Here is a 16,350-nt window from a genome sequence, read left to right as displayed (position 1 = left end):
CCGGGCCCTCGCGGGGCCGTCGGAGGCGCAACGCGGCGATCGATCGCTTCACGCCAAGTTGCCTTGTCGACAATCCACCGGATGGAGAACTTGTCACGCCGGCGCCACGGGACACAGTAGATTCGATCATGGGTACCGAAGACTGGGGTCTCGTGCAAAACCGAGGGGAAACGTGCAGGAGCGACACGACCAGGGAGACGCGAACACCGAGGGGGGCTTAGCGTCATGAGCCAGGACTCCACCGCACCGGAGGTCGCACGGAAGCTGTCCGGGCGCCGCCGTCGCGAAGTCGTCGCGGTGCTGCTGTTCAGCGGCGGCCCCATCTTCGAGAGCTCCATCCCGCTCTCCGTGTTCGGCATCGACCGGCAGGACGCCGGAGTGCCCCGTTACCGGCTGCTCGTCTGCGCCGGCGAGGAGGGCCCGCTGCGGACCACGGGCGGGCTCGAACTCACCGCGCCGTACGGCCTGGAGGCGATCAGCCGCGCGGGCACCGTCGTGGTGCCCGCCTGGCGGTCGATCACCTCGCCGCCGCCGCCGGAGGCGCTCGAAGCGCTGCGCCGCGCACACGAGGAGGGGGCCAGGATCGTCGGGCTGTGCACCGGGGCGTTCGTCCTGGCCGCCGCCGGACTCCTCGACGGCCGCCCGGCGACCACGCACTGGATGTACGCGCCGACGCTCGCCAAGCGCTACCCGTCGGTCCACGTGGACCCGCGGGAGCTCTTCGTCGACGACGGGGACGTGCTGACCTCCGCCGGCACCGCGGCCGGAATCGATCTGTGTCTGCACATCGTGCGGACCGACCACGGCACCGAGGCCGCGGGCGCGCTCGCGCGCCGGCTGGTCGTCCCGCCGCGGCGCAGCGGCGGTCAGGAGCGCTACCTCGACAGGTCTTTACCCGAGGAGATCGGCGCCGACCCGCTGGCCGAGGTCGTCGCCTGGGCGCTGGAGCACCTCCACGAGCAGTTCGACGTGGAGACGCTCGCCGCACGCGCGTACATGTCACGGCGGACCTTCGACCGCCGGTTCCGCTCGCTGACCGGTTCGGCCCCGCTCCAGTGGCTGATCACCCAGCGGGTGCTGCAGGCGCAGCGGCTGCTCGAGACCTCCGACTACTCGGTCGACGAGGTCGCGGGCCGGTGCGGCTTCCGCTCCCCGGTGGCGCTGCGCGGCCACTTCCGGCGCCAGCTCGGCTCCTCGCCGGCCGCCTACCGGGCGGCGTACCGCGCCCGGCGGCCGCAGGGCGAGGCCGGTACGGCCGTGCTCGAGCCGGCGGTGCCGGCGCAGGGCTCGGCGGGGCTCCGCAGGCCGCTGGAGCCGGGCAAGCCGCAGTCGGACGTGTACGCCTCCGGGCGCCCGGCCCTGCCGGGGCAGCGCAGCGCGCCGTAACGAGACCGCCGCCGCCACAAGCGGTGCGACGCAGGACCGACGGGCCCTCGGGGACACCTCCCCCGGGGGCCCGTCGGCCTGTCCGGGACGGGACCGAGGGGCCGCGGGGCCGGTCCCATCGGCGGGAAGGGCCAGGGCCCGCCTTCCGGATCAGGCCCCGCGAGCCCGGCCTGATCCGGAAGGCAGGCCCTAAGGTAGGACGCATGAACGATCGCATGGTGTGGATCGACTGCGAGATGACCGGGCTCTCGCTGACGGACGACGCACTCATCGAGGTGGCCGCGCTGGTCACCGACTCGGAACTGAACGTACTCGGCGAAGGCGTGGACATCGTGATCCGCCCGCCGGACGCGGCCCTGGAGACCATGCCGGCCATCGTGCGCGAGATGCACACGAAGTCCGGGCTCCTCGACGCGCTCGCCGAGGGCACCACGCTCGCCGACGCGGAGGCCCAGGTCCTCGCGTACATCCGCGAGCACATCAAGGAGCCGGGCAAGGCGCCGCTGTGCGGGAACTCGGTCTCCACGGACCGCGGCTTCCTCGCGCGCGACATGCCCGCCCTGGAGAACCACCTGCACTACCGGATCGTCGATGTCTCCTCGGTCAAGGAGCTGGCCCGCCGCTGGTACCCGAGGGCGTACTTCAACAGTCCGGAGAAGAACGGCAACCACCGGGCGCTCGCCGACATCCGCGAGTCGATCGCCGAGCTGCGCTACTACCGCGAGGCGATCTTCGTCCCGCAGCCCGGCCCCGACTCCGACACCGCGAAGAAGATCGCGGCGCGTCACGTCGTCCCCGCCGAATAGCCGCTCGGTCAGCCGCTCGACGGGGCCCGCTCGCGCCCGCAGAAGAATGCGTGCGCGAGCACCCCTCGAAACCCTGTAGACTTCTTCTCGGCCGGTCGGGGAAACCTTCGGGAAAACCGCCGGTCGTGGTGGGTATAGCTCAGCTGGTAGAGCACCTGGTTGTGGTCCAGGATGTCGCGGGTTCGAGTCCCGTTACTCACCCTGATGACGGAAGCCCCGGTTCGAAAGAACCGGGGCTTCCGTCGTTCCCGGGCCCGGCGCGGTCCGGGCCGGGGCCACATGCGTGATGCAGCCCACACAGGGGTGCGCGCCCCGGCCGGAGGTGGGGTGGTGCCGGCCGGGGCGCGCGGTGTGGGGGGCGCGGTGGCTTATCCGGTCACTTGTACGCGCCGAAGGCCTTCGTGAAGGCCAGCGGCTGCTGGAGGATCGAGGAGCAGGTCGGGTCGGCGTAGGCCACGGCGCCGGACGCGCACTGCTTGTCACGGGCGGAGGACCACATCGAGAGCCGTCCCAGGCCCTTGGACTTCGCGAAGTCGACGAGCTGGGTCGCGTCCTCGACCTTGAAGACCTCGGAGGCGACGTCGTTCACACCGATCATCGGGGTGACGGCGACGGCCTTCCAGGCGGCCGCGTCGGAGAGGCCGAGGACGCCCTTGACCTGGGCCTGGGTCGCGGTCGCGGCCTGGACGGCGTACGTGCCCATGTCGGTGCTGTACGCCGGCCCGTAGTCCATCGCCATGATGTTGACGGCGTCGACGCGGACCCCGTTCCGCTTGGCGTCGGCGAGCAGGTCCACGCCCGGCTGGGTGAGGCCCTCGGGCATCACCGGCAGGGTGAAGGAGACGTCCAGGCCCGGGTGGGACTTCTGGAGCTGGGCGATCGCCTGGGAGCGGCGGGTGTTGGCGGCGGTGTCCGGCAAGGCCGCGCCCTCGATGTCGAAGTCGACCTTGGTCAGCCCGTACTGGTCGACGACCTTGCCGTACGCGGCGGCGAGCGCCGAGGAGGTCGAGCAGTTCAGGGCCAGCTCGTGGCCGGCGGCGCCGCCGAAGGAGACGCGGACGTCACCGCCCTTGGCGCGCAGGGCGCCGATCTGGGCCGCGACCTTGTCGTTCGCGAGGTCGGTGACGCCGCCCCACAGCGGGGCGCAGGCGCCGCCGGAGGTGATGAAGGCGAGGTTGAACTCCTTCACGCCGGTGGCGTCGGCGGTCGCGAGCAGGTCGTACGCGGGGTAGAGCGAGGTGTCGACGTAGGGCGCGAACCCGGCGCCCGTGGCCGGGGCCCCGGTGGTGGTCGCCGTCGGGGTGGGTGCCGGGGTGGTCGGCTTCGGGCTCGTGGTGGCCGTGGCGGTCGGCGTGGGCTTCACCGTCGCGGTGGCCGTCGGCTTGGGGGAGGCCGTCGCGGTGGGCTGCCCGGTGGGGCGGCCGCTCGGCGTGGGGGTGGCTCCTCCGGCGGAGCAGGCGGCCTTGTCGATGAGGCAGTTGACGGGGTCGCCGGCCCGGCCGGCGGCGGAGGTGACGAAGCCGACGGTGACGGACTGGCCGGGCGCCAGCTGCCTGTTCCAGCTCGCGGGCTTCACGGTGACGTGGCTGCCGGAGACGGTGTGCTCGCCGTTCCAGAGGGAGCCGATGGTGGTGCCGGCCGGGAGGTCGAACTCCAGGGTCCAGTCGGACCGGGTCGCGGTCGTCTCGTTGGTGACGACGTACTGGCCGGTGTAGCCGCCGGTCCAGGAGCTGGTCCGGGTGTAGGCGGCGCCGACGGCGGCGGCCTGGGCGGTGCCGGTGAGCGCGACGGCCGCGCCGCCGACGACGGCCGCCGCGACGATCGCCCCGACGACCTTGGTCCGGGTGCTCGTCCTGCGCCGGTGCGAACTGGTGCCCATGGCGTGCCTGCCTCTGTGTGCCGGGGGTGGGGTGCGGCAGCACGCTAGCGACCTGGAAGCGGACAAAAGGGCCCAGTCGGACCGGGGTTGGGATTCTTAGGCTCCGCTTAAGGAAGGCATCGGGACCAGGAAAGGTTGAGCGGGACGGAACGGACCCGGCGCGTACGGCCCCGGCGCGTCACGCCTTGCGGCGGCGGCCGCGGCGGCCTCCGCCCCCGCCCGTACCGGCTCCGCGGCCGTCGAGGCTGATCCAGATCCGTACCTCCGTGCCGCCGAGGACCGAGTGGCCGATGCGGACGTCGCCGCCCGTCGACTCGGCCATGCGGCGCACGATGTCGAGGCCGAGGCCGGTGGAGCCGTCGCGTCCGCTGCCCGCGCCCCGCGCGAGCGCGGCGGCGGGGTCGGCGATGCCGGGGCCCGCGTCGGAGACGAGGACGATGACGGCGTCGTCTCCGTTGTGGACGTCGATGGAGAAGGCGGTGGCCTCGGGGGTGTGCCGGAAGACGTTGCCGAGGAGGGCGTCGAGGGCGGCGACGAGTTCGGGGCGGGCGACGGGGATGCGGACCGGGCGCTCGACGCCCGCGACCCGCACCCGGCGGCCCTCGTCCTCGGCGAGCGCCGACCAGAACTCCATCCGCTCGCGGACCACTTCGGCCGCGTCGCAGCCGGCGCCGGGCCCGGTCGCCTGGGTCTGCGGCTTGGCGTCGCGGGCCGTGCGGATGATGATGTCGACCTCCCGCTCCAGCTGCTCGACGGCCGCGCGGGTCTGCTCGGCGGCGGGCGAGGAGCCGAGCGAGGCCGCGTTGAGCCGGAGCACGGTGAGCGGGGTGCGGAGCCGGTGGGAGAGGTCGGCGGCCAGTTCGCGTTCGTTGGCGAGGAGCTGCACGACCTGGTCGGCCATCGAGTTGAAGGCGACGGCGGCCGACTTGAGCTCGGGCGGCCCCTCCTCGGGGACGCGCGCGCCGAGCCTGCCCTCGCCGAGGTCGTGGGCGGCGCCCGCGAGCCGCTGCGCGGGCTGGACCATGCGGATGCCGAGGCGGTCGGCGACGGCGACGGAGCCGACGATCAGGGCGAGGCCGACGCCGGCGAGGACGAGCCAGGCGGTGGCGACGCCGTTGCTGACCTCGTCCTCGGGGACGAAGAGTTCGACGACGGCGACCTGGCCGCTGCTGAGCGCGGTGGGCTGGAGCAGCGCGAAGCCGCCGGGGACCTCGGCGATGGAGGCGCGGCCGAGGCTGCGGGTGGTGGCGAGCTCCTGGGGGTCGGCGCGGCGGGTGCCGATCTCCAGGGCGGTGCCGCCGGGTTCGGCGGCGGGCACGTGGATCGCGAGGCGTCCCGCGGCCCCGTCCTCGGTGGTGGCGACGGCCTTGTCGAGTTCGTCGCGGTCGGTGGTGATGGCGAGGACGGGGGCGAGTCCCGCGGCCCGCCGTTCGGCGTTGGAGAAGGCCCGGTCGCGGGCCATCTCCTTGACGACGAGCCCGAGGGGGACGGCGAAGGCGACGACGACCATGGCGGTGACGGCCAGGGACACCTTGACGAGCGCCCATCTCACGGCTGCGACCCCGGTTCCCGCTCGCGGGGCGGCTCCAGCTTCACGCCCACCCCGCGCAGGGTGTGCAGATAGCGGGGTCGGGCGGCCGTTTCGCCCAGTTTCCGCCGCAGCCATGACAGATGTACGTCGATGGTCTGGTCGTCCCCGTACGACTGCTGCCAGACCTCGGCGAGCAGCTCCTTGCGCGGGACGACGACGCCGGGCCGCCCGGCGAGGAAGGCGAGCAGGTCGAACTCGCGCCGGGTCAGGTCCAACGGCGTCCCGTCGAGCTCCGCCTGACGGCGCAGCGGGTCGACGGTGAGCCCGCCGACCCTCAGGGCCCTGGACGGCGGCTGCTCGCCGCCGGCGGGCCGGGAGCGGCGCAGGACGGCGGCCATCCTGGCCGTGAGGTGGTCGACGGAGAAGGGCTTCACGAGGTAGTCGTCGGCCCCGGCGTGGAGGAGCCGTACGATCTCGGCCTCGTCGTCCCGGGCGGTCGCGATGATCACCGGGACGTCGGTGATCCCGCGCAGCATCTTGAGCGCCTCGGACCCGTCGAGATCGGGCAGACCGAGGTCCAGGATCACGACGTCGAAGCGGAAATGGGCGACCTCGCGCAGCGCCTCCAGAGCCGTGCCGACGCTCCGTACGGTGTGGGAGGCCTCGGTCAGCTGCCGGATGAGGGCGGAGCGCACGAACTGGTCGTCCTCGACCACGAGCACACTTGCCATGGGCCGCACCGTACGCCATCCGGGTGAGACCGGGAGCAAGGTCCACCCTCCGGTACGGACCTTTCCCGGGTGGTGCACTATGTCCCGGTGCGAAGAGGACTCGTTCACGCCCTGGCCTGGTCGCTCGCCACCGGCGCGGCGGTCACCCTGTCCTGGTGGGGAGTGCACACGGTGCTGTCCGGCACGGTGTACGACCCGCCGCGGGCCCTGCCGCTCCCGGCCGGCCCCGCCATCGGAACGGCCGTCGCCGGAGGCGACCCGCAGACCTCCGCCACCCGGCCGCCCGAGAGCACCGGGCCCTCCGCGCCCGCCGCTCCGAAGTCCACGCCGAGCGAGGCCCGTACGCTCCCCGCCTCGCCGTCCGCGACCCCTTCGCGCCGCCCGTCCCCCACGACGCGGACTCCCACCACGTCGCCCGGGGACTCGCCCTCGTCCGTCTCGTCCGTGAAGACCTACCCCGTGGACGGCGGCCGGGTCACCTTCGACCTCGGGGAGACCTCGGCCGAACTCGTGTCGGCGACGCCCGCGGCCGGCTGGCAGATGCAGGTGTGGAAGCAGCCGACGTGGATCCGGGTCACCTTCACCAAGGACGGCCGCGAGCTGTCGGTCTTCTGCGTCTGGCACGACACCGCGCCCCGCGTGGAGATCGACGACCGTCAGACGTAGCGGCCGGTCACCGGAAGACGGACGCCGGCGGTACGGGTGAGGGCTTGGCGTTCGCGTCGGTGACCGGCACCGCTCCCCCGGCGAAGTCGGCGAGGGCCCGGCCGTGCTCCACGCGCCCCGGGTGCGGATCGGTGGCCACCCGGCGGGTCAGCTCGGCGACCGGCAGCTCGCGGTCCGAGGCGAGCAGCACCGCGTTCCCGAAGCGGCGGCCGCGCAGGACCGTCGGGTCGGCGGTGAGCGCCAGTTCGGGGAAGACGGCGGCCGCGGTGGCGATCTGGCCGCGCAGATGGGTCAGCGGCGGGCCGTCGGCGAGGTTCGCCGCGTAGAAGCCGTCGGGCCGCAGCACCCGCCGCACCTCGGTGAGGAATTCGGTGCTGGTCAGGTGGGCCGGGGTGCGGGCGCCGCTGAACACGTCGGCGATGACGAGGTCGGCCCAGCCGTCCTGGACCTTGGCGAGCCCGGCGCGGGCGTCGGTGGAGCGGACCCGGATGCGGGCCCCGGCGTCGAGGGGCAGTTCCCGGCGGACGAGCTGGACGAGGCGTCCGTCGAGCTCCACGATCTGCTGCGTGGAGCGGGGCCGGGTCGCGGCGACGTACCGGGCGAGGGTGAAGGCGCCGCCGCCGAGGTGGACGACCTGGAGCGGCCGGTTCGGCGGGGCGGCGAGGTCGGCGATGTGGCCGAGGCGCCGCTGGTACTCGAAGGTGAGGGCGGCCGGGTCGTCGAGGTCGACGTGCGACTGCGGGGCGCCGTCGATGAGCAGCGTCCAGCCGCGCGGGCGTTCCCGGTCGGGTATGAGTTCGGCGAGACCGCCGTCGACGGTCTCGACGACGGGGGCGGCGGCCGCCGCCCGGTCGCGCTGTCTGTTCCTGGCCACGGGCCCATTATCCGGGCAAGCCGGGACAGGAGCTCAGTGGCAGCCGTCGGCCGCCTCGATGAGCCGGGCCGCCTCGCCGAGCGCCTCGCGCAGGACGACGGGGTCGGTGACGGGGTCGGTGTCGCCCGGGGGCAGCAGCCAGCCGGCCGGGCGGGGCGCGTCGCCCGCCGGTTCGGGGAGCTCCGGCAGCTCGGGGAGGCGGAGGCCGCGGCCCGAGGTCCGCGTACAGGCGCTGCCCGGCACGTCCCAGGCGGCGGCGGTGCCGGGCGGCACCAGGAAGCCGAGGGTGTCGCAGGTGCCGTCGTGGACGACGGGCCCGACGGCGGGGGCGGCGGCGCGGCGCAGGATGTCCACGGCCTCGAGACCCTGACGGGCCGGGACGGTCACCAGGTCCCAGGGCCCGGCGGCGTCCGGGGCGACGGGCGCCCGGTGCGCGGCCTCGGGGGCGGGCACGTGCCGCGCGGCCTCAGGGGCAGGTACGTGCCGCGTGGCCGACTGCGAACCGATCTCCGACATGAGGACCCCTCCTCGCTCCAGAGGAGACACGTTCCGTCTCTCCCTTACGGTTCAACGCCCGTGCGCGTCAACGGCTACGGCGGGATGCCGCCGCAAAGGATGGCAGTTCATGGCAGATCGCAGGCGAGATATCCGATTTGTAGCCAAACTCAGCGTACGCATCCGGTCACAGCAGGTACGTTCTTGCCGCCGGACACCCGGCAGCACCAGGAGAGGGCTCGGCCATGGCGATGTCACGGGCAGTTCCCAATCTCGCCTTCCGCCGGCTCCGCGGACAGCACTCGCCGGCGGAGTTCGCCGCGGCGGTCCGCCGGGCGGCCCGGGAGATCGGCGAACAGGTCGCGTGCGACGCCCGCTACATCGGGCGCGTGGAGGCGGGCGAGATCCGCTGCCCCAACTACGCGTACGAGCGGGTCTTCCTGCACATGTTCCCCGGTCTGGGCCTCTCCGACCTGGGGTTCTCCGCGCGGGAGACGGTGCGCGGCCGGCGGCAGGCCGTCCCGGCCGGGGCAGCGCCTCCCGCCGCCATCACCACCCGGAACGATGAGGAGAGCGACGTGCTGCGTCGCGCATTCATGACGAGCGGCTCCGCCACCCTGGCCGCCGCCTCGCTGGGACTGGGCGGCCCCGCCGTCGCGATCCCCTCCCCCCGCGGCAGCCACCGGATCGGCGAGGCCGAGGTGCGGGCCGTCGAGGACGCCGTGCGGCGGATCCGGCTGCTCGACGACCGGCACGGCGCCGACGGGTTGTACAAGGTGGCCGCCCAGCCGCTCCGTACCGCGTACGCGCTCCTCGACGCCGGCACGATGAGCCGCCGCTCCACCGAGGACCGGCTGCACGCGGGCGCGGGCGAGCTCTCCCTCTCCGTCGGCTGGCTGGCCCACGACTCGGGCCGGCACGAGGACGCCCGCTCGCACTACGCGGAGGCGCTGGCCACCGCGCGCGTGGCGGGGAACGCGGCCCTGGAGGCGCACGCCTTCTGCAACACCTCGTTCCTGGCCCGGGACACCGGCCGCTTCCGCGAGGCGGTGCGGGCGGCGCAGGCGGGCCTGCGGGCCGCGCAGCCGCTGGACTCGGCCCGGCTCCTCTCGCTGCTCTCGCTGCGGGAGGCGGGCGCGTGGGCCGGACTCGGCGACCGCTCCGCCTGCGAGCAGGCCCTCGGCCGCGCGCACGGCTGGTTCGAGCGGGGCCCGGCCGAGGGCGACCCCGAGTGGATGTCGTTCTTCGGCGAGCCGGAGCGGGAGGCCCTGGAGGCCGGGTGCTGGTCGGCGCTGGGCGAGTGGGGCCGGGCGGCGCGCCACGCCCACCGGGCGGTGGTCCTGCAGAACCCGCACTTCGCCCGGAACCTCGCGCTCTACCGGGCGCACCTCGCCAAGGACCTGGCGCACGCCGGCCGCCCGGACGAGGCGGCGGCGGAGGCGAGGCGCGTCGCGGACTCCCTCGACGGCATCGCCTCGGCCCGCATCCGCGGCCTCCTCTCGGAGACCGGCCGGGTCCTGGCCTCGTACTGAGCGCGGGGCCTACTGCTCCAGGTGCCCCGTGTCGTTCCAGCGCTCGAGGGCCGGGGCGCCGTACGCCCAGCCGAGGACCGACAGGCTCGTCGGGTCGAGGCGGATGCGGGAGGCGAAGGAGACGTCCTCGCCGAGCCAGCGCGCGCCGATCGAGCGCAGGATGTGACCGTGGGCGAAGACCAGGACGTCGCGGTCGGCGGAGCGGGCCCACTCCACGATCTCGTCGGCACGGTCCGACAGCTGCGCGAGCGTCTCGCCCTCGGGGACGCCGTCGCGCCAGATGAACCAGCCCGGCTGGATCTTCTGGATCTCGGGCGGGGTGAGGCCCTCGTACGCCCCGTAGTCCCACTCCATCAGCGCGTCCCAGGGCTCGGCCCGGTCGCCGAAGCCGGCGAGCTCGCAGGTCTCGCTCGCCCGGACGAGGGGGCTGGTGCGCACCTCGACGCCGGGCAGCCCCTGCCAGGGGCCCCGGTGCAGCCGCTCGCCGAGCAGCTTCGCGCCGCGCCGCCCCTCTTCGAGCAGGGGTATGTCGGTCCTGCCGGTGTGCCGACCGAGGAGTGACCACTCGGTCTGGCCGTGCCGGGCGAGCAGGATGCGCGGTGCCATGGGTAGGACGCTCCAGGGGTTTCACGGTGCGGACGTGCCTCTCCCATCATCGCCGATCGTCTCCGGCGTGAACTCGGGGTGGCCGCCGGGCAACCCGCGGGAGCCGTCCGGCGTCCCTCCCCCGGGGATGTCACCGACGGGGGGGGGACCCATTCATGCGCAGGCCACGCTGGTGGGCGGAGCTGTCCCTGATCGCCGTCGTGTACGCGTCCTACTCGTGCGGGCGGCTCCTGGTGGCGGGCGACGAGGCCTCGGCCGTGGCGCACGGGCGCACGATCCTGCACCTGGAGGAGAGCCTCGGGATCGACGCCGAGCACCCGCTGAACCGGCTGTTCACGAGCGTCCCCGCGCTCGGGGTCCCGGCGGACTTCGCGTACGCCTCGCTGCACTACCTCGTGACCCCGGCGGTCCTGGTCTGGCTCTTCCGCCGCCGCCCCGCGCACTACCGCGCCGCCCGCACCTGGCTGATGGTCTCCACCCTGCTCGGCCTCGTCGGCTTCACGCTCCTGCCGACCTGCCCGCCCCGGCTGCTCGACGCGGCCCACGGCTTCACGGACACGATGGCGCACTTCAGCGCGTACGGCTGGTGGGGCGGCGAGGCCAGCGCGCCGCGCGGGCTCGGCGGCCTGACGAACCAGTACGCGGCGATGCCCAGCCTGCACGTCGGCTGGGCGCTGTGGTGCGGCGTGATGCTGTGGCGGTACGGGCGGACGCCGCTCACGAAGGCCCTCGGGGTGGCGTATCCGCTGGTCACCGCCCTCGTGGTGATGGGCACCGCGAACCACTACCTGCTCGACGCGGTCGCCGGGGTCGCGGTGATGGGCGCCGGTCTGCTCCTCGCCCCGCACGTGCTGCGGCTCGCCGACCGGATCCGCGGAAGGGCGGAAGCGCCCCTGGTTGTCAGTGACGGATGCGAGACTTCCGCGGGTGAGCGCATTCCCGGACAGCGGTCTGTCCGCACCACCGCAGACGACACGTCGAAATGGGGCCTCCCCTGCTCGAGCGAAGCCGAGAGCTTGGGGAATCCTCGCTGAGCTGCGTGGACCGGGTGTCGTGCCGCGTCCGCTGGACGCCCGCGCCCTGGCGGCGCTCGCGGCCAATCCGGGCTGCAAGCGGCGGGCCGTCCTCGACGGCGCCGGGGTCGACAAGTCGGCCCTCGCCGCGAAGCTCGGCTCGCCGGCGCCGTTCGGCCAGTCGCAGTTCGCGATAGTCCGGGGCAACTCCTTCGAGGCGAAGGTCAAGGCGGACGGCGGCCGTGAACTGCTGCGCCTGATCGGCGTCGAGGAGCCGGGCGAGGTGTCCGTACCGGATCTGGCGGCGGCCGGCCCCGAGGGCCGCGTGGCGCGCACGGCGCTCGCGCTGCGGGAGGCGACCGGGGCCGGGGCCTGGGCGCTGCTCGACCATCCGCTGCTCGCCCTGGAGGTCGCCGGCGCGCCCGTCTACCTGGAGCCGGACGCGGTGGTCGTGCACCCCGACGGCGGGTGGACGGTCGTGGAGATCAAGTCGTTCCCGATGATCGACGGCTCGGCCGACGCGGCGAAGGTGGGCGCCGCCGCCCGCCAGGCCGCCGTGTACGTGCTGGCCCTGGAGCGGGTCGCGGCCCGTACGGAGGGCGCGCGGGTCGCGCAGTCGGTGCTCCTGGTCTGCCCGAAGGACTTCTCGAACGTGCCGGCGGCCTCGGTGGTCGACGTGCGCAAGCAGCGGTCGGTGACCCGGCGTCAGCTGGCCCGGCTGACCCGGATCGACGAGATCGCGCGGGCCCTGCCGCAGGGCGTCAGCTTCGACGTGGTGGAGCGGACGGCGGAGGAGCTGATGGCGGCCGTGGAGTGCGTGCCCCATCAGTACGCGCCCGAGTGCCTGGCCGCCTGCGAGCTGGCCTTCCACTGCCGGTCGCGCTCCCGGGAGGCGGGCGCGGTGGAGACCCTGGGCCGTTCGGTACGGGGCGAGCTGGGCGGCCTGACGACGGTCGGAGCGGTCCTGGCGGCGGCGCGCGGCGAGGAGGGCGACCCGGAGGACCCGGCGGTGGCGGCGCTGCGCAGGGCGCGGGCGCTGCGCGAGGAGGCGCTGGCGTCGGCGCCCGCCCGCACCCCTCGGGAGGCCGTCGAATGCCCCTGCTGAGCCCTCGCTTCCGCGCCGCGCCCCGGGAGGCCCTGGCATGTCGCTGATCTCCACGCTGGCCCGGATGGAGGCCGTCGAGTCGGGCCGGGCGCAGCCGCTCGCGACCGTCCGGCACCGGCGCCTTTCCGCGCGCCCGCTGGTCCTCGTCCCCCTGACGACGGCCGGTGAGGCGGGCGCCCCGCTGGGTGCGCTCGTCGGCACCGATCCCGAGGAGCCGAGGCTCCTGGTGGTGCCGCAGCCCCGGGACCGTGACCTGCGCTTCGCGTTCCTCGCCGACCTGGCCGAGGAGATCCTGCCGTACGTCGACGCGTACACGGACGTCGTCGAGGCGGCCGAGAAGAGCGAGGTCGACCCGGAGACCGGCAAGAAGGTGAAGGTCGAGGTCGAGCTGTGCGCCGACGCGCCGCAGCTGATCGTGCCGAGCCGGGCGGGCGTCGAGTACGTACGGCTGCTCGGGCGGTCCACGCGGTTCCGGCGGACGGCCGAGCAGGACCCGGAGACGCCGTTCCCCGCGCCGCCGCGCGTGCCGCTGCTCGGACGCTGGCTGACGCACTTCGGCGAGCGGGCCCGGGTGCCCGGCTCCTCGCTGCTCCTCTCCGCGACCGACCTGCTCAACCGGCACTGGGCGACCGGCCAGTCCTCCCTGGAGGACCAGCACCTGGGCGCGCTGCTCGCCTGGATCGACCCGTACGACGACGAGCCGGGCGCGGAGGGCGCGCTGCGGGCCGAGCTGGGCCGGGACTCCCAGGGCCAACTGCTCTGCCCGCCGGCCGGCCCGGCGACCGACCCGGCCTTCGACAACAAGCTCCTCGCGCCCGCGATCGAGCGGTACGACCGGGCCCGGCAGGCGCTCGGCGCCGCCGAGGACGGCGAGGCGGCCGACACGGGCCTCGCCGAACTGCACGCGGCCGAGCGGGAGCTGCGCCGCCTCGTCGTCTCCCAGCTGAAGCCCACGTGGGACGCGGTCTGGCGGGCGATCGGGCTGCTGCGGGAGCTGCCGGAAGGCGCCAGGGTCGAGGACCGCTGGACCCGCGACCGCTGGTCCTTCACCGCCCACCGGGACCGGGTCGCGGCCGGCGAGCCGCCGCAGCCGCGCCGGGACGACGCCGTCACGGCCGCCCAGAAGCTCGCCGCCCGCGAGCAGGCGCAGGGCCAGCTGGAGGCGCACGAGGCCCTCGACGACCCGCTGGTCCTGGCGGGGCGGCGGCTCGCGGGCGAGGCGTTCACGGCCGAGGTGGTCGAGGTGACGATGGCGTGGACGGAGTCGAAGCGGCCCGCGCCGCGCCCGCTCGTCGCGGTCCGCACGGACGACCGGCCGCACCTGGGCGAGAAGGTGAAGGTGTACCGCTCGCTCGAAGGCAAGCCGCAGACGGCGGAGTTCGTCCGGTACGAGGAGGACGGCTCGCTGCTCCTGCGGATCCTGGACCGGATGGGACGCTCCAAGGAGCCGGCGGAGGGCTCGGTGCCGGAGAAGGGCGAGCGGATCGCCTGGACGCTGTTCGAGCACGACCAGCGGGTCGGCCCGAAGCTGCCGGACCCGGAGGAGACGCCGTGGACGCACGGCGGCCCGCCACGGACGGACGCGGTGGAACTGCCGGACGCCGTGACGCCGGAGGACGTCCTGTGACCGATCTCGACTTCGTAACCCCTGAGGACATGCGGTGACCGTGTTCGACCCGTCCGCCGAGGCCGCCCGCGCGACCGACGCCATTCTCGCGGACACCCTGCACGGCACCGCGCGCGGCGTCGTGGTGAACTCCCCGCCGGGCGCCGGGAAGTCGACGCTCGTGGTGCGGGCCGCCCTCGAACTGGCCGCCGCCGGGCGGCCCCTGATGGTGGTCGCCCAGACGAACGCGCAGGTGGACGACCTGGTGCTGCGGCTCGCCGAGAAGGAGCCGGACCTGGAGGTCGGCCGGCTGCACTCCAGCGACTCCGACCCGTACGACAAGGCGCTCGACGACCTGGCCAACGTACGGAAGTCGGCGAAGGCGGGCGAGCTGACCGGGCTGCCGGTCGTGCTGTCCACGGCCGCCAAGTGGGGGCACGTGAAGAACGTCGAGCCGTGGGCGCACGCGATCGTCGACGAGGCGTACCAGATGCGCTCGGACGCGCTGCTCGCGGTGGCGGGCCTCTTCGAGCGGGCGCTGTTCGTCGGCGACCCCGGGCAGCTGGACCCGTTCTCGGTGGTGGGCGCGGAGCAGTGGGCGGGCCTGTCGTACGACCCGTCGGCGTCCGCGGTCTCCACCCTCCTGGCCCACAACCCGGAGCTGCCGCAGCACCGCCTCCCGGTCTCCTGGCGACTGCCCGCCTCGGCGGCGCCGCTGGTGTCGGACGCCTTCTACCCGTACACGCCGTTCCGCAGCGGCACGGGCCACGGCGACCGGAAGCTGTCCTTCGGAGTCGCCTCGGACGGCTCGGCCCAGGACCGGGTCCTCGACGAGGCCGCCGAGTCCGGCTGGGGCCTGCTCGAACTCCCGGCCCGGCACACCCCGCGCACCGATCCCGAGGCGGTCGGTGCGATCGCCCTGGTGGTGCGCCGGCTCCTGGACCGGGGCGGTTCGGCGGTCTCGGAGCGCTCGGAGACCCCGGTGCCGCTCACCCCGGACCGGATCGCCGTCGGCACCGCGCACCGCGACCAGGCGGCGGCGGTCCGGGCGGCGCTCGCGGACCTCGGGGTGACGGGCGTGACGGTGGACACCGCGAACCGGCTCCAGGGCCGCGAGTACGACGTGACGGTCGTCCTCCACCCGCTCTCCGGCCGCCCGGACGCGACGGCCTTCCACCTGGAGACGGGCCGCCTGTGCGTCCTGGCCTCCCGGCACCGGCACGCGTGCATCGTGGTGTGCCGCGCGGGCGTGGCGGAGCTCCTCGACGAGCACCCGTCGACGGACCCGGTGCAGCTGGGCGTCGCGGTCTCGTTCCCGGACGGCTGGGAGGCGAACCACGCGGTCCTCTCCCACCTGGAGGAACACCGGGTGGGCTGGACTCCGTGAACCCGGGTCGAAACCGGGGCCCGGAAGGACGTGGGGGCGTACGGGGGACGTCTCGCGCTCTTGCGGGGCGCGGGACAATGGAAGACGGCCCGGGATTCCGGGCCGTGTCTGTGCGAGGAGGAGAAGGACGATGGCGGAACCCGCGGAACGGAGCGCACAGCGGCGGCTCCGGCCGGCACCGCTGATCTTCGAGCCTGCCGAGGCGACCGCCGATCCGGAGCACTTCTTCGACCTGGAGTCGATAGAGGATCCCCGCGAGCTGCTGTCCCGGGCGACGGAGCTGACGCTCGCGTTCCGGGCGGCGACGGACCGGGCGACGGAGTTCCAGGCGATCGCGGCCGCGCAGCTCGCGGATCCGCGCCGGTTCGACCGGCTGACGGCGGCGGACGTCGCCGAGCGGGCCCAGTGGACCGAGGACTACGCCCGGAAGATGATCGAGTTCGGCCAGGGCCTGATCCGGACGAACGGACAGCCGGCGGAGGACTGAGAGCGGGGCGCGCGTCGGCCCGGTGCGGGGGGGGGGCGTAGGCGCGCTCGGCCGGTCCGGGCGCGTACCCATGCGCCCCGTAGGCGCGTCCGGTTGGCTCGGAGGCGACGGGTGCGCCTGTCGGCGCGCCCGGCTGGTTCGGAGGCATCCACCTACGCCCGTCGGCGCGTCCGGTTGGCGCGGAGGCGTACGTCTGACCGAAAAACCACCCCTGGCATATGCCGAGGGGGCACGATACTCCTCCGC

Annotated in this window: 15 protein-coding genes and 1 tRNA gene; 10 read left to right on the top strand and 6 right to left on the bottom strand. The window is 74.4% G+C overall.

Annotated features, from left to right (window positions below; genetic code table 11):
* The first annotated feature begins 225 nt into the window (after positions 1 to 225).
* From GGE06_RS00955 to GGE06_RS00945, 3 genes are all read left to right on the top strand, one after another.
* Positions 226 to 1,386 (top strand): helix-turn-helix domain-containing protein, encoded by a 1,161-nt coding sequence (locus GGE06_RS00955; RefSeq protein WP_116160841.1) that lies wholly within the window; start codon positions 226 to 228, stop codon positions 1,384 to 1,386.
* Between the two features lie 203 nt (positions 1,387 to 1,589).
* Positions 1,590 to 2,192 (top strand): oligoribonuclease, encoded by a 603-nt coding sequence (orn, locus tag GGE06_RS00950; protein ID WP_116160840.1) that lies wholly within the window; start codon positions 1,590 to 1,592, stop codon positions 2,190 to 2,192.
* Between the two features lie 128 nt (positions 2,193 to 2,320).
* Positions 2,321 to 2,393 (top strand) — tRNA-His (locus GGE06_RS00945).
* Between the two features lie 175 nt (positions 2,394 to 2,568).
* Here the strand turns inward: GGE06_RS00945 and GGE06_RS00940 are convergent.
* The 3 genes from GGE06_RS00940 to GGE06_RS00930 all read right to left on the bottom strand — a co-directional run bounded on the left by GGE06_RS00940 (position 2,569) and on the right by GGE06_RS00930 (position 6,333).
* Positions 2,569 to 4,071, bottom strand: a complete 1,503-nt coding sequence (locus GGE06_RS00940; protein ID WP_184929818.1) for a glycoside hydrolase family 18 protein — start codon at positions 4,069 to 4,071, stop codon at positions 2,569 to 2,571.
* A gap of 178 nt (positions 4,072 to 4,249) precedes the next feature.
* On the bottom strand, positions 4,250 to 5,623 hold the full coding sequence (locus GGE06_RS00935) for a sensor histidine kinase (protein WP_116160838.1): 1,374 nt from the start codon (positions 5,621 to 5,623) through the stop codon (positions 4,250 to 4,252).
* Positions 5,620 to 6,333 carry a response regulator transcription factor gene (locus GGE06_RS00930; protein WP_181924627.1) on the bottom strand — a complete coding sequence of 238 codons (714 nt, stop codon included), beginning with the start codon at positions 6,331 to 6,333 and terminating at the stop codon, positions 5,620 to 5,622. Before GGE06_RS00930 ends, GGE06_RS00935 begins: the two co-directional genes overlap by 4 nt.
* Before the next feature lie 87 nt (positions 6,334 to 6,420).
* Here GGE06_RS00930 and GGE06_RS00925 point away from each other — a divergent pair, with 87 nt between their 5' ends.
* A complete protein-coding gene (locus GGE06_RS00925) occupies positions 6,421 to 6,999 on the top strand; it encodes a hypothetical protein (RefSeq protein WP_184929817.1) in 579 nt (192 codons plus the stop codon).
* Between the two features lie 7 nt (positions 7,000 to 7,006).
* On the opposite strand, the gene GGE06_RS00920 is transcribed toward GGE06_RS00925, so the two are convergent.
* Both GGE06_RS00920 and GGE06_RS00915 read right to left on the bottom strand, forming a co-directional pair.
* Positions 7,007 to 7,873, bottom strand: a complete 867-nt coding sequence (locus GGE06_RS00920) for a spermidine synthase (RefSeq protein ID WP_116160835.1) — start codon at positions 7,871 to 7,873, stop codon at positions 7,007 to 7,009.
* A gap of 33 nt (positions 7,874 to 7,906) precedes the next feature.
* Positions 7,907 to 8,389: a hypothetical protein gene (locus GGE06_RS00915; protein WP_116160834.1), complete on the bottom strand. Its 483-nt coding sequence runs from the start codon at positions 8,387 to 8,389 to the stop codon at positions 7,907 to 7,909.
* Between the two features lie 224 nt (positions 8,390 to 8,613).
* On the opposite strand from GGE06_RS00915, the gene GGE06_RS00910 reads away from it, so the two are divergent.
* A complete protein-coding gene (locus GGE06_RS00910; protein WP_116160833.1) occupies positions 8,614 to 9,900 on the top strand; it encodes an NsdA family TPR-like regulatory protein in 1,287 nt (428 codons plus the stop codon).
* A 9-nt stretch (positions 9,901 to 9,909) separates the two neighbouring features.
* Here GGE06_RS00910 and GGE06_RS00905 read toward each other — a convergent pair whose 3' ends face one another.
* The gene (locus tag GGE06_RS00905) at positions 9,910 to 10,506 is read right to left on the bottom strand and encodes a histidine phosphatase family protein (RefSeq protein WP_116160832.1); all 597 of its coding nucleotides are present in this window, start codon (positions 10,504 to 10,506) and stop codon (positions 9,910 to 9,912) included.
* A gap of 155 nt (positions 10,507 to 10,661) precedes the next feature.
* Between GGE06_RS00905 and GGE06_RS00900 the strand changes: the two genes are divergently transcribed.
* From GGE06_RS00900 to GGE06_RS00880, 5 genes are all read left to right on the top strand, one after another.
* Positions 10,662 to 11,540 carry a phosphatase PAP2 family protein gene (locus tag GGE06_RS00900; RefSeq protein WP_184929816.1) on the top strand — a complete coding sequence of 293 codons (879 nt, stop codon included), beginning with the start codon at positions 10,662 to 10,664 and terminating at the stop codon, positions 11,538 to 11,540.
* A complete protein-coding gene (locus GGE06_RS00895) occupies positions 11,434 to 12,624 on the top strand; it encodes a hypothetical protein (RefSeq protein WP_184929815.1) in 1,191 nt (396 codons plus the stop codon). The genes GGE06_RS00900 and GGE06_RS00895 overlap by 107 nt, the downstream gene beginning before the upstream one ends.
* Positions 12,625 to 12,661: 37 nt before the next feature.
* Entirely contained in the window at positions 12,662 to 14,251 is a 1,590-nt protein-coding gene (locus tag GGE06_RS00890; protein ID WP_116160829.1) for a hypothetical protein, read from the top strand.
* Positions 14,252 to 14,285: 34 nt separating this feature from the next.
* Entirely contained in the window at positions 14,286 to 15,617 is a 1,332-nt protein-coding gene (locus GGE06_RS00885; RefSeq protein WP_116160828.1) for an AAA domain-containing protein, read from the top strand.
* A 130-nt stretch (positions 15,618 to 15,747) separates the two neighbouring features.
* Complete coding sequence (locus GGE06_RS00880) at positions 15,748 to 16,104, top strand: DUF8844 domain-containing protein (RefSeq protein ID WP_116160827.1); 357 nt, start codon at positions 15,748 to 15,750, stop codon at positions 16,102 to 16,104.
* Positions 16,105 to 16,350 lie beyond the last annotated feature (246 nt).

Source organism: Streptomyces nymphaeiformis, from assembly GCF_014203895.1.
Taxonomy (GTDB): domain Bacteria; phylum Actinomycetota; class Actinomycetes; order Streptomycetales; family Streptomycetaceae; genus Streptomyces; species Streptomyces nymphaeiformis.
Note: the sequence above shows the minus strand (reverse complement) of the source record. Positions and strands in the feature narration are given on the sequence as shown.

Coding starts and splice junctions, on each gene's coding strand:
- orn (WP_116160840.1), top strand. CDS start 1,590: ATGAACGATCGCATGGTGTGGATCGACTGCGAGATGACCGGGCTCTCG.
- GGE06_RS00900 (WP_184929816.1), top strand. CDS start 10,662: ATGCGCAGGCCACGCTGGTGGGCGGAGCTGTCCCTGATCGCCGTCGTG.
- GGE06_RS00915 (WP_116160834.1), bottom strand. CDS start 8,389: ATGTCGGAGATCGGTTCGCAGTCGGCCACGCGGCACGTACCTGCCCCT.
- GGE06_RS00905 (WP_116160832.1), bottom strand. CDS start 10,506: ATGGCACCGCGCATCCTGCTCGCCCGGCACGGCCAGACCGAGTGGTCA.
- GGE06_RS00880 (WP_116160827.1), top strand. CDS start 15,748: ATGGCGGAACCCGCGGAACGGAGCGCACAGCGGCGGCTCCGGCCGGCA.
- GGE06_RS00890 (WP_116160829.1), top strand. CDS start 12,662: ATGTCGCTGATCTCCACGCTGGCCCGGATGGAGGCCGTCGAGTCGGGC.
- GGE06_RS00955 (WP_116160841.1), top strand. CDS start 226: ATGAGCCAGGACTCCACCGCACCGGAGGTCGCACGGAAGCTGTCCGGG.
- GGE06_RS00940 (WP_184929818.1), bottom strand. CDS start 4,071: ATGGGCACCAGTTCGCACCGGCGCAGGACGAGCACCCGGACCAAGGTC.
- GGE06_RS00930 (WP_181924627.1), bottom strand. CDS start 6,333: ATGGCAAGTGTGCTCGTGGTCGAGGACGACCAGTTCGTGCGCTCCGCC.
- GGE06_RS00910 (WP_116160833.1), top strand. CDS start 8,614: ATGGCGATGTCACGGGCAGTTCCCAATCTCGCCTTCCGCCGGCTCCGC.